11 protein-coding genes are annotated in these 11,223 nt (G+C 69.7%); 6 read left to right on the forward strand and 5 right to left on the reverse strand.

Annotated elements, in window-relative coordinates; translation table 11 throughout:
* The first annotated feature begins 87 nt into the window (after positions 1-87).
* Positions 88-216 (forward strand): hypothetical protein, encoded by a 129-nt coding sequence (locus tag GCU60_RS21420; RefSeq protein ID WP_255363698.1) that lies wholly within the window; start codon positions 88-90, stop codon positions 214-216.
* A gap of 104 nt (positions 217-320) precedes the next feature.
* Here the strand turns inward: GCU60_RS21420 and GCU60_RS18860 are convergent, their stop codons facing one another.
* Positions 321-1,799, reverse strand: a complete 1,479-nt coding sequence (locus GCU60_RS18860; protein ID WP_158548616.1) for a flavin monoamine oxidase family protein — start codon at positions 1,797-1,799, stop codon at positions 321-323.
* A 531-nt stretch (positions 1,800-2,330) separates the two neighbouring features.
* Between GCU60_RS18860 and GCU60_RS18865 the strand changes: the two genes are divergently transcribed.
* From GCU60_RS18865 to GCU60_RS18885, 5 genes are all read left to right on the forward strand, one after another.
* Positions 2,331-2,912 (forward strand): copper chaperone PCu(A)C, encoded by a 582-nt coding sequence (locus GCU60_RS18865; protein WP_091382413.1) that lies wholly within the window; start codon positions 2,331-2,333, stop codon positions 2,910-2,912.
* The gene (locus GCU60_RS18870; protein ID WP_135144167.1) at positions 2,909-4,840 is read left to right on the forward strand and encodes a glycoside hydrolase family 15 protein; all 1,932 of its coding nucleotides are present in this window, start codon (positions 2,909-2,911) and stop codon (positions 4,838-4,840) included. The genes GCU60_RS18865 and GCU60_RS18870 overlap by 4 nt, the downstream gene beginning before the upstream one ends.
* A gap of 21 nt (positions 4,841-4,861) precedes the next feature.
* Positions 4,862-5,932 carry a lysylphosphatidylglycerol synthase transmembrane domain-containing protein gene (locus tag GCU60_RS18875; protein WP_163208039.1) on the forward strand — a complete coding sequence of 357 codons (1,071 nt, stop codon included), beginning with the start codon at positions 4,862-4,864 and terminating at the stop codon, positions 5,930-5,932.
* A complete protein-coding gene (locus GCU60_RS18880) occupies positions 5,929-7,239 on the forward strand; it encodes a ferredoxin reductase family protein (RefSeq protein WP_091382417.1) in 1,311 nt (436 codons plus the stop codon). The genes GCU60_RS18875 and GCU60_RS18880 overlap by 4 nt, the downstream gene beginning before the upstream one ends.
* A gap of 156 nt (positions 7,240-7,395) precedes the next feature.
* Positions 7,396-7,956, forward strand: a complete 561-nt coding sequence (locus GCU60_RS18885) for a hypothetical protein (RefSeq protein WP_158548612.1) — start codon at positions 7,396-7,398, stop codon at positions 7,954-7,956.
* Positions 7,957-8,573: 617 nt separating this feature from the next.
* Here GCU60_RS18885 and GCU60_RS18895 read toward each other — a convergent pair.
* The 4 genes from GCU60_RS18895 to GCU60_RS18910 all read right to left on the reverse strand — a co-directional run bounded on the left by GCU60_RS18895 (position 8,574) and on the right by GCU60_RS18910 (position 11,040).
* On the reverse strand, positions 8,574-8,861 hold the full coding sequence (locus GCU60_RS18895; RefSeq protein ID WP_091382421.1) for a type II toxin-antitoxin system RelE family toxin: 288 nt from the start codon (positions 8,859-8,861) through the stop codon (positions 8,574-8,576).
* The gene (locus GCU60_RS18900) at positions 8,858-9,142 is read right to left on the reverse strand and encodes a type II toxin-antitoxin system Phd/YefM family antitoxin (protein WP_176832633.1); all 285 of its coding nucleotides are present in this window, start codon (positions 9,140-9,142) and stop codon (positions 8,858-8,860) included. Before GCU60_RS18900 ends, GCU60_RS18895 begins: the two co-directional genes overlap by 4 nt.
* Positions 9,143-9,252: 110 nt before the next feature.
* Complete coding sequence (locus tag GCU60_RS18905; protein ID WP_163208041.1) at positions 9,253-10,662, reverse strand: tyrosine-type recombinase/integrase; 1,410 nt, start codon at positions 10,660-10,662, stop codon at positions 9,253-9,255.
* A 75-nt stretch (positions 10,663-10,737) separates the two neighbouring features.
* On the reverse strand, positions 10,738-11,040 hold the full coding sequence (locus GCU60_RS18910) for a helix-turn-helix domain-containing protein (RefSeq protein WP_163208043.1): 303 nt from the start codon (positions 11,038-11,040) through the stop codon (positions 10,738-10,740).
* Between the last annotated feature and the right edge of the window lie 183 nt (positions 11,041-11,223).

The following is an 11,223-nucleotide window of genomic DNA, read 5'->3' on the forward strand; positions in this document are numbered from 1 at the left end:
CCTCAGCGCTCCTCCCTCAAATCGATGGAGACAGCGCTGAGCTTCCCCCCATAGCGTGAAGACATCGCGTCTGTGAGGAGGGCAGCGATGACGAGGCAGTACCAGAAGCTCGACGAGGACTTCAAGTCCGGCGCGGTCCGGCTGGTGTTCGAGACCGGCAAGCTGAACGCACAGGAGGCCCAAGGAGCTGAGGTCAAACAGGGTTCGCCCCGGTGAGCCCACGACGCGCAGCTGGCGTAGACCGCGCTGGCCATGGCGATCGCCGTGCGCGGCGGCAAGGAGGTGATCGCCGGGGTCTTCGCCGTCCGCTTCAGCGCCGATCACGGCATCGCCTCCGGACATTCGAGCCGGATGATTTCCCGGGCGGCGCGGGCCCCGGACTGCAGCGCGCCCTCCATGTACCCGAAGAACGGCATCCAGGTCTGCTCGCCCGCCAGGTACATGCGGCCGTGCGGCTCAGCCAGGGCCTGCCCAACCGTGGTGACCTCGCCCGGAGCGGGCACCGAGTACCCGGTCAGCACGCCCGGCGTATTCGGCCAGTCCACGAATCGTTCATCGACCGGCGCGTAGCCCGGAAAGATCGAGGCGAGCTGCGTCGGGTAGCTGCTTCGGTCACGGATAAATGTGCCGCCGGAGTAGACCGACAGCGCGAACTCCGCGTCAGGCGCAACAGGCTGACTATCAGTGCCCTCCCACACTGACCCGATGCCGTCCACGAGCGCATTGGGTGTGAGTCCTGAGTCGTCCCAGAACGCGGTGACGAAGCTGTTGAGGTACTTCACGGCCGGCCCGTGGGTCATAGTGCGTTCGGCGGGATCCCACTCGAGGTGGGAGGTGATGGACGGCCATGCCGTCGGCGGCACCGCAAGCACGAGATAGTCGCACGTCCCGGTGCCCGATGCGGTGGTGAAGTCGACTCGGTCCTCCCGGACCGCGATGTCGGTGACTGGATCGTTCAGGGTCACGTTGTCCGCGTCGATGTCGCCGACCAGCATGGCTGCCAGCTGATCGTTGCCGCCGCTGCAGCGGAAAGTTTCGGTGTAGTCCCAGTAGCCGCGCAAGCTCGTCGTCTCGTCGCAATCATCGACGCGGCCCGCGCTTACGAGCGCGAGCAGCCCGAGGTAGCTCTGCTGCGAGGGTGGCGCGCAGTTGTCGTTGCCTAGTTGAAAGTCAATGACCGAGCGAGTCAGCGAGCCGGCGGCCCCGAGTAACTCGTCGAGCCGCTCGGCGACGGTCATCGCGTCGAAGGCGGCGGCGCCTGGCGAGAGCCACGGATGTACTGGGTCGATGTCCTTCGCGTCCTGACCGATCACGTCGATGACGTCCAACAGTTCGTCGTACACCTGCTTCTTTTCATCGTGGGTGAGGTCGTGGTCTCCGATCCGTACTCGGGGGTCGGACTCGCTAACCTCGATGAGCTGCAATCCGAAGGTGTCGGCCAGGTCGTTCCACATGGGATGGTTCGCCCCGATCAGCTCGGCGCCCGCCTCGACAGTCCTGTTCGCAACAAAGTCCCGGTCGGTGCGCACCCGACCGCCGAGCCGCTCCGAGGCCTCGAGTACGGCGACCAGCACCCCACAGCGGTTCAGGTACCAGGCCGCGGAAAGTCCGGCGAACCCACCGCCCACGACGACGACATTGATGTCTTGCAATTCCTCGCTGGAGTGCACGGCCTCGAGGTCGAGGGCGTCGGGCATCAAGAAGGAGTCCCGCAGGGCCTGCCGCTTCGATCTGGACAGATCCGCGAGACTCGATCCCGATACCGCTGAACCGACGAGTCTGTTCAGTTGCTCGAACACGTGTGCCGCCATTGTCAGTACCTCCGGGCGTGGGTTGGCCGGAACTGAAGGCAGGGGACCTGACACGCCTTTCGCGCTTGGTCGAGGCGTTCTCACTCATTCAATGCGTGGCGAGGGCGTGCGGGTTCGAGCCGAGTAAAGGACTGATCGCTGCATCTGCGGGCACGTGCCCCGTGGGGTCCGCGGACGTGACGTCGACACGCTAAGCACAAAAGTGAGACACGCGCTGTCTCCCCCCATTTCGCTCGACGACGTCTACCCCGCAGGCACCCAGTGGAACAACTCATGGGCCCGGCGCGCTGCGCGGATCCGAGTCACGTCGACCGGCTCTGCCGGGACCGTCCTGCAGCGCCGTCTGCTCGGCCCCTGCGACTGGTACCCGCCGAATACGTGGACATACCCGGCGACGAGGACGGTGTTCGAACGAGGGTTCCGACGGTGTCACCAGGGTAAGAGGCTCCGGGGTCGAGCAACCGACCGCACCGTTTGAGCTCGTCCGTCGGTCAGGCGAGATGCGTTGGGAGGGTCGTAATGCTCCATGTCGATCGCGGCACGGGCTGGGTTCCCACCGCCGCTCCTCTGCTGTTGCTGCTGCTGATCGTCGGACTGGTGGGGGCAGGGTGCGGCGAGGACGAGGCCGAGCACGGCTCGCCGTTGAGTCCGAGCGTGGGCCGTCCGGATCTCGACAGCGTCGAGGGGCAGGTCGGTGACCTGCGGCTGCTGCACGTGTACATCGCCTCGCCGGGTGAGCGGGGCAGCACCCACACGCCCGAAGGCGGCGCGGAGCTGCTGCTGACGGTGGCCAACGACGGCGACGCCGACGACACGCTATCCGCTGTCAGCAGCGAGGAGGCCGCCGAGGTCGTCCTCCGCCAGGGCGGGGAGGCCGCGACGTCGTCGATCGACGTGCCGGTGCCGGCCGGCGGGGTGGCGGACCTGCAGGACGTGGCCGGCCCGCACCTGGAGCTGACCGGGCTCAGAGAGGAGCTGCGCAGCGGGACCAGCGTGGAGATCACCTTCACCTTCACCGGCGCCGGGTCGGTGACGCTGCAGGTGCCGGTGGCGACCTACGACCCGGCGGCGGTCTCCAGCACGCCGGCCGACCCGTCATGAGCCGTCCGGACTCTTCGCCCCGGGACACACATGTCGACCGCACCCAGGGCTTTCCGCCGATCGAGGACTACGCGCTTCTCGCCGACGGGGAGACCATCGCCCTGGTGACCTCCCGCGGTGCGGTGGAGTGGCTGTGCGCGCCGCGGATGGACTCGCCGAGCCTGTTCGCCGCAGTCCTCGACCGCGACGCCGGCACCTTCACGCTGGCCCCCACGGAGACCTCGGTACCAGTCACCCGACGCTACCTGCCGGGCACGCTCGTGCTAGAGACGACGTACATGACAAGCTCCGGCTGGTTGACGGTGACCGACGCGCTGCTGGTCGCCCCCTGGGACGACGACGCCTGCGGCGACCTGCCGCCCTACCGCCGCGAGGCCTCAGGCCAGCGGGCCGCGCACGTCCTGCTGCGCACCGCCCGCTGCGAACATGGCAGTGTCGAGCTGAGCGTGGACTGCACCCCCGCCTTCGACTACGGCCGCCATGCGCCGGCCTGGCAGCTGGATCCCGCCACGCAAGGACAGGCGTCGGCGAGCGACCCCGTTTCAGGGCTCTCGCTGCGTCTGACCAGTGACCGGCCGCTACTGGCGGAGGGCGCCCGCGTGGGCTGGCGCACCGTCCTGACCGCCGGTGAGGAGGCCGTCGTTGCCCTGTCCTGGGCCGGCGCCGCACCACCTGGCTCGGTGGCCGAGGCACACGAGCGGCTTGAGTACACGGGCACGTACTGGCGAGACTGGCTGGCCGGCGGCACCTTTCCCGACCATCCCTGGCGGGCGCACATGCAGCGCAGCGCCCTGACGCTTAAGGGGCTGGTGTACGCGCCCACCGGCGCGATGGTCGCCGCAGCGACCACCTCCCTGCCCGAGGAGCTCGGCGGGCAGCGCAACTGGGACTACCGCTACACCTGGATCCGCGACGCCGCCTTCACGCTGTGGGGCCTGCACACGCTCGGGTTCACCGCGGAGGCGGGCGACTTCTTCGACTTCATCGCCGAGGTCGCCGGCGGGGAGACCGACCGACTGCAGATCATGTACGGCATCGGCGGCGAGCGGACGCTGACCGAGGTCGAGCTCGAGCACCTGTCCGGCTACGCCGGCTCCCGTCCGGTGCGGATCGGCAACGGCGCCTACGATCAGGCCCAGCACGACGTTTGGGGTATGCTGCTGGACTCCATCTACCTGCACACCACCGCCGTGGGCGCCCTGCCCGACCGGCTGTGGCCGCTGGTGGAACGGCAGGTCGAGCAGGCGCTGGTGCACTGGCGGCATCCCGATTCCGGCATCTGGGAGGTCCGCGGCGCGCTGCAGCACTTCACCTCCTCGAAGGTGCTCTGCTGGGTGGCCGCCGACCGCGGCGCCAAGCTGGCTGACCTCTGCGGCGCCACTGAGCAGGCCGCGCGCTGGCGCGCGGCCGCCGAGGAGATCCACGCCGACGTCTGCGCCTCCGGCGTCGATGAACGCGGCGTGTTCACCCAGTTCTACGGCAGCACCGCGCTGGACGCCTCGGCGCTGCTAATTCCGCTGATGGGCTTCCTGCCGCCCGAGGACCCGCGGGCGCGGGCCACCGTGCTGGCGATCGCCGACGAGCTCACCGAGGACGAGATGGTGCTGCGCTACCGGGTCGAGGAGACCGACGACGGCCTGTCCGGCGAGGAGGGCACCTTCGTCATCTGCTCGTTCTGGCTGGTCTCCGCGCTGGTGGAGATCGGCGAGACCGCCCGCGCCGACGACCTGTGCCGGCTGCTGCTGCACCACGCCAACGACCTGGGGCTGCTCGCCGAGGAGCTGGACGCGCACAGCGGCCGGCATTTGGGCAACACCCCGCAGGCATTCTCTCACCTGGCGCTGATCAACGCCGTCATGCACCTGATCCGGGCCGGCGGGGCCGCCCCCGGCCGCTTCAGCCCCATTGGCCGGCGCGGTCGCCCGTGAGCGGGCCGGCCGACTGGGGGGGTGGGGGCTACGCGAGCTGAGCGGATCACCCGGACGCCGGTCGGGCGGATCCGCGTCGGGCGGGTGCTCCTGCTCACGGTGATGGGGGTAGCGCTGTACCTGTTCGCGCCGCAAGTCACCGAGGTCTTCGCGTCCTGGCCGAAGCTGTCCGACATCGCCCCAGGGTGGTTCGCCGCCGTCGTCACCGGGCAGGTCGCCAGCCTCTGCTGCCTGCTCGTGCTGCAGCGGATGGCGCTGCGCACCACCGCCTGGTTCCCGGTGGCGACCGCCCAGCTGTCGGGCAACGCGTTCAGCCGGGTCGTGCCCGGCGGCGCGGCCGCCGGCGCGGCGCTGCAGTTCCGCATGCTCGGCCGCGCCGGCATCGAACCGGCCACCGCGGTCACCGGGCTGACCGCCTTCTCCGTGTTGCAGACCGCCAGCGTCCTCTTCCTGCCGGTGCTGGCCCTGCCCGCGGTGCTCACCGGCGTCTACGTACCCCGCACCCTGCTCCAGTCAGCCATCCTCGGTGGGGCCGTCTTCGTGCTGGTCGCCGCTCTCAGCGCGGCCGTGCTGGTCGCCGACCGGCCGCTGGTCGCCGCGGCCGGAGCCGTGCAGTCCCTGCGCAACCGGCTGGTCCGCCGCCGTCCGCCGTCAACGGGGCTGCCGCAGCGGTTGCTGCAGGAGCGCAACGCCGTGCGCGCGGTACTCGGCGCCGGCTGGTGGAAGGCGCTGCTGGCCGTGGCCGGCAAGCTCGGCTTCGACTACCTGTCCCTGCTGGCGGCCCTGGCCGCCAGCAGCAGCCGTCCGCACCCCTCGCTGGTGCTGCTGGTCTTCGCCTCCGCCCTGCTGTTGGGGATGATCCCCATCACCCCTGGCGGGCTCGGCTTCGTCGAGGCCGGCCTGTACGGAACCCTCACGCTCGCCGGCGTGGCCACCGGTCAGGCGGTCCTGGCCACGCTGATGTATAGGTTGGCCTCCTACTGGCTGCCCATCCTCGCCGGGCCGGTCGCCTACCTGCTCTTCCGCTCCCGATACGGACCCCGCCGGAAGGCCGGTGGGCTCGCCGGTAGCACGCCAGGGAGCGCGGCATGAGGCCGGTCGCCCGCGGGATCGTCTGGCTGGCGGTGTTCGTCGGGATCTGCCTGGCTCCGCTGGTGTTCGCGCTGGTGGGCACCAACCGGGCGGGACAGGGCTTTTGGACCGACTTCTCCGTCGCGCTCGGCTTTGTCGGGCTGGCGCTGATGGGGGTGGAGTTCGCGCTCGTCGCCCGCATCCGCGCGGTGGCTGAGCCGTTCGGCACCGACGCGGTGGTCCAGTTCCACCGGCACATCGGCTACATCGGACTGACCTTCGTCATGGTCCATGTGGCGCTGTCGGCGGACTGGGGCCTGGTCGCCGCCCTGTTCTCTCCGGACACGCCGTGGCGGGTCCGGTTCGGGGTGGCGGCGGCGCTCGCCCTGCTCGTCCTGGTAGCGACGTCGGTGTGGCGCCGGCGGCTGTGGCTGTCCTACGAGGCCTGGCAGCTGACGCACGCCGTCCTGGCGGTCGTTGCGGTCCTCGCCGCCCTGATTCATGTGTTGCTGGTCAATTATTACGTCGACAGCGTCGGGAAGCAGGTGCTCTGGGGCCTGATGTCGGCGACGTTCGTCGGGCTGCTGATCTGGGTGCGGATCTTGCGGCCGTTGCGGCTGCGCCGCCGGCCCTGGACCGTGGACCGGGTCGTCCCCGAGCCCGGAGGCACCACCGTCCTCGCCCTCCGCGCCGAGGGGCACGACGGACTGCAGTTCGCCCCGGGGCAGTTCGCCTGGATCACCGTCGGCCGGTCCCCGTTCACCGTCACCTCCCACCCCTTCTCCCTGGCCTCCAGCGCCGAGGACGGCGGCACGATCGCCGTCGCCATCAAGGCCGCCGGCGACTTCACCTCCACCGTGGGCGGGGTGGCACCGGGCACTACCGTCTACGTCGATGGCCCGCATGGGGCGTTCTCGATCGACCAGTACGAGGGTGCCGGGTACGTCCTGATCGCCGGCGGCGTCGGTCTCGCCCCGGCGATGAGCATGGTTCGGACGCTGGCCGATCGCGGCGACGTCCGGCCCGTGGTGCTCTTCGCCGCCAACAGGGACTGGGACAGTATCCCGTTCCGTGCGGAACTCGACGAGCTGACCGACCGGATGAACCTGCGGGTCGTGCACGTGCTCGAGCAGCCACCTTCGGATTGGACTGGGGAAACCGGGTACGTCACCGTCGACGTGCTGCGCCGCCACCTGCCTTCCGGGTACCGGCGGTTCCAGTTTTTCGCCTGCGGCCCCAACCCGATGCTCGACGCGATGGAAGCCGCTCTTCCCACGATCGGCGTGCCCGCCGACCGCATCCACACCGAACGGTTCGCCTGGGTCTGAACGCTTACGACGGAGGAACGACCATGCGCCACGCCTACATGGCTCGCATCACCCTCGGCGCCGGCCTGCTGTTGACCCTGGCCTGCCTGGCGTTTGCTGCCATCCAGAATTGAGCGGCCCCGGCGCAGCGGACCAAGACGCGGAGAGGTAGGACCGGTGCCCTCGACCCTGTTGCTCCTCAGTGCCGGCGGTGACCTGAGCAGGCGCTACCTTCTGCCGGCCCTCGCGCATCTGCAGCGCGCGGGCCGACTGCCCGACGCCCTCACCATCATCGGCGTCGGCCGTGAGGATGGGGACGATGACGCCTTCAGGCAGCAGGCTGCCGCTGCACTCGCCGAGCACGCCGCCGAGGTCGACTTCGCCCATCGGGCGGCGTTGTGCCGCCAGCTGCGGTATGTGGCCGCCGACGTCACCTCCGCCGAGGACCTGCGGCCGATCGTGCGGTGCGCCGACGGGCCAGTCCTCGTCTACCTCGCGCTCCCGCACACGCTCTTCGCGGCCACCGTCACAGCCCTGCTCGCCCTCGGCGGCGACTCGTTGACCGGCTTCGCCCTCGCTCTGATCCTCGGCACCATCGCCGGCACCATCTCCACGGTGTCGGTCGCCGTCCCGCTCACCGTGGCTTTGGACCGACGCTGGCCGCCGCGGCCCGAGGCTCCGGTCGCCGCCGGGCGGCGGACCTCCAGTCCGCGTCGCGAGGACGGCGCTGTGGTCTGACTGTTAGGTGAGCAAGGCCGTCCACCGGACCTGTGGGTCTGGAGCGCACCCAGTTACAAAATCATCACGGAGGACGACGCTCCGGTCGAGATGTCGAGCCTGCTCGTGGTCGAGGCATGCGCTCGGGGGGCCGCCGCCAGCCAGGAAGTCACCATCGGCGACGTCGCCCGCGTGGCCGACGTGGCGCCCTCCACGGCCAGTCGGCTCGTCGACCGAGCCCAATCGACCGGTCTCCTGCGTGTTCCGTCCACGCTTGACGCTCGAAGAACCGCGCTGATCCTCACCGCGGCCGGCGCGGGATTGCAGGCTCGCTCCATTCGGGCCCGGCTCGCCTGGTTGGCCGATCGGCTTGACGAGCTTTTCCGCCTCAGGCTGGAAAGACGGCGAGGGCGCGGACCGGGCGGAGGGCAGCCAATCGCCTCGACTGGTGGTGTTGTGTGCCAGCGTGTGTGCCACAGCATGGCGTTCACGGTCATCCAGCACCGTTCGCCCCCGACCGGCCTGCCTCGTTGACCTGCACATCCGTACGGGGGCGGACAACCGCGAACCGCACACCAGCGAACTCGCAATCTGGCGGTTGGTGATTCTGTCCTCGGCAGTAACGTAGCGACAGGTGGTCAATGGCCGGAGCGATACGCATCTCGACGATGGGCGACATCGACGACGGTCACCGTGTGGATGTCCTCGTCAATGCGGTAGATGACCCGGTAGGTGCCGCGGCGCGCGCTGTGCCGGTCCTCGAGCGGGGGACGAAGCCGCTTGCCGACCCGATGGGGGTTGTCCAGCAGCGGGCCGGTGATGAACTTATATGCGGCCGCGGCGACCGCCTCGGGCAGGTTCTCGGCGAGCTGGCGGCGGGCGGTCGGCGTGATCGCTAGGTCGTAGTCCGCCCGCTCCTCGGTCACGAACTGGAGCCGAGGCGCCGACGCATGGCCGCGTCCAGCTCCTCGCGCGTCTCCACATCGCCACGGGCCAGCTCGGTATCCGAGGCGTGCAATCGCCGCATCGTCTCGGCATCGGCCAGGATCTCGATCGTCTCCTCAAGCGACTCGAGATCCTCCGTCGCCACCAGGACGGCCGACGGCTTGCCGTGGACCGTCACGTAGACCCGCTCGTGCTGGCCGCTGACCCGGGCCACAAGGGCCGACAGGTGCGCCTTGGCGTCCGCGAGCGACAGAGTCGTCATGGTCGGAAGTATGACCAAATAGCCGTGCATCGTCCAGGTGAGCGCATCACGAGCCCCGAGGTGAGGAGGCCGTCCGATCGTCAGCTGCTCAGGCGGCGCTCAACGGTCGGTCAGGCGGCTGCCGTGTGGTGCCACCATGGTGGCCTGACGACGGTATTCATGGTCGTCCGCAGGAGTCCGCAGATGACAACGCAACCTTCTGACCTGCGCAAATGAACTCTGGCGTACCGCCCTGGACCCCACTCAGCCGCCCTGGCAGTGTGGGGGTCAGGGGTTCGAGTCCCCTCAGCTCCACCCGGATGACCAGGCCGTTCCCCTTCTGGGGAGCGGCCTGAGTCGTCTCTGGTTGCAGTTGTGGTTGCAGTTTGCCCACCCTTACCTGGCAGGAGCAGGGCGCTCATCCGGTCGGCGGCTTCGCGCGCCAGCGCCGGCATGACGTGGCTGTAGATGTCCATGGTCGTGCGCATCTGGCTGTGGCCGAGCAGCTCCATGACCACGCGCGGATGCACGTTCTCGCTCAGCAGGAGCGTCGCGGCGGTGTGCCGGCCGTCGTGGAGGCGGACGTGACGGACGCCGGCCTCCTGCAGCAGGCGCGTCCAGTCGTCGTAGTCGGTCTTCTTGTCGATCGGCCGACCGTTGGCCTGGGCGAAGATGAGGTCCTCGTCGTGCCACTCGGAGCCGGCCAGCATCCGCTCGCCGAGCTGCGCGACCTTGTGCCGGTGCAGCTCGGCGACGAGCGGCATCGGGAGGGCGAGCGTGCGCTGGCTGCGGCGGGTCTTCGGCTCCTCGTAGATGAGCCCGCCGCCCCGGACGCGATGGATGCTGCGCCGGACGGTCAGCGTGTTGTTGAGCAGGTCGACGTCCTGCCACTGCAGCGCCAGGGCCTCGGACTGCCGTAGGCCGAGGGCGAGGGCGACGGTCCAGCGGGCGGAGTTGCGGACGTCCGCGGCGGCGCCCAGGACGGCGCGCGCCTCGCCGAGGTCGAGGGCGGTGGCAATGTCGCTCTGCTTCTGAGCCGGTGGATCGACGAGCCCGGCCACGTTGCGGGCGACGTGGCCACGTTGCATGGCAACGGTGAGCGCTCGGGACAGGATGCGGTGATGGCGCAGCACGGTGGCGGGGGAGTAGCCGGCGTCGAGGAGCGCGGTGTAGAGCTGATCGAGGTGCTCGGGGCGCAGCCGGTCGAGGCGGTGCCGTCCGAGCCCGGGGATCAGGTGCTTGCGGACGGCGGACTCGTAGCTCTCCAGCGTCCGCTGCCGCACCCGGCGCGGGGCGATGGTGGTGAGCCAGTGCTCCAGCCAGTCGGCGACGGTCGGGGTGGAGACGGCGCTGAGGGTGCCGGCGTCGCGCTTGCGCTCCAGGTCGCGGACCTTCGCCACGACCACGGCCCGGGTCTTGCCGGTGACGTGCCGGCGGTCGAGCTTGCCGATGAGGGTGAAGCCGACGGAGACGTAGCCGTGCCAGCGCCCCTCGGCGTCCTGGTAGATCGTCGACTCACCGTTCGCCGCGCGTCCCACCATCAGCTGCTCCTCACCGCTCCCGAGCGGACGCCCAGTGTCCGGGACTCCTTCGGCACGGGCGGGCTGCCTGTGGATTCACGCGGCGTCCGGCGGTGGGGGATCCAGCTCGAATAGTTCGCGCTGGTTCAGGGTCATCCGTCCGCGCACTTTCGGCCGGAGTAGGGCCGGCTCGGGATCCTCCATGCGGCGGACATAGCGCTCCAGCTCCGCCCGAGAGAGGCGGCAGCTGCGGCCGATATGGATTCCGTGCAAGTCGCCAGCCTTCATGAGGGCGTAGATCCTGGTGCGGCCGACGCGGAGCACCTGTGCAGCCTCCTCAGGTGTGAGCAGCAGCGCGTCGTTGGACACCGGCTCTCGTGGCCGCTGCAAGTCGCCCATCGCGCCCTCCTCGTCGCCGTCCGGCCTCGTGCGCCGGCGTCCCACGCCTATCTCAGAAGGCGTCGTGATTGGCCGAATGGTGACACCGCACGTGGACGTTCTGGTCCGGTCAAGTCCGCTGGCGTGGTGTGTGACGGCTTCCGCGTGATCTTCGGTTCGGTCAGGCGCTGAGCGCCGGAATGT

The organism is Blastococcus saxobsidens (assembly GCF_010682065.1).
GTDB classification, from domain to species: domain Bacteria; phylum Actinomycetota; class Actinomycetes; order Mycobacteriales; family Geodermatophilaceae; genus Blastococcus; species Blastococcus saxobsidens_B.

Coding starts and splice junctions, on each gene's coding strand:
- GCU60_RS18865 (WP_091382413.1), top strand. CDS start 2,331: ATGCTCCATGTCGATCGCGGCACGGGCTGGGTTCCCACCGCCGCTCCT.
- GCU60_RS18910 (WP_163208043.1), bottom strand. CDS start 11,040: ATGGGCGACTTGCAGCGGCCACGAGAGCCGGTGTCCAACGACGCGCTG.
- GCU60_RS21420 (WP_255363698.1), top strand. CDS start 88: ATGACGAGGCAGTACCAGAAGCTCGACGAGGACTTCAAGTCCGGCGCG.
- GCU60_RS18870 (WP_135144167.1), top strand. CDS start 2,909: ATGAGCCGTCCGGACTCTTCGCCCCGGGACACACATGTCGACCGCACC.
- GCU60_RS18905 (WP_163208041.1), bottom strand. CDS start 10,662: ATGGTGGGACGCGCGGCGAACGGTGAGTCGACGATCTACCAGGACGCC.
- GCU60_RS18880 (WP_091382417.1), top strand. CDS start 5,929: ATGAGGCCGGTCGCCCGCGGGATCGTCTGGCTGGCGGTGTTCGTCGGG.
- GCU60_RS18900 (WP_176832633.1), bottom strand. CDS start 9,142: ATGACGACTCTGTCGCTCGCGGACGCCAAGGCGCACCTGTCGGCCCTT.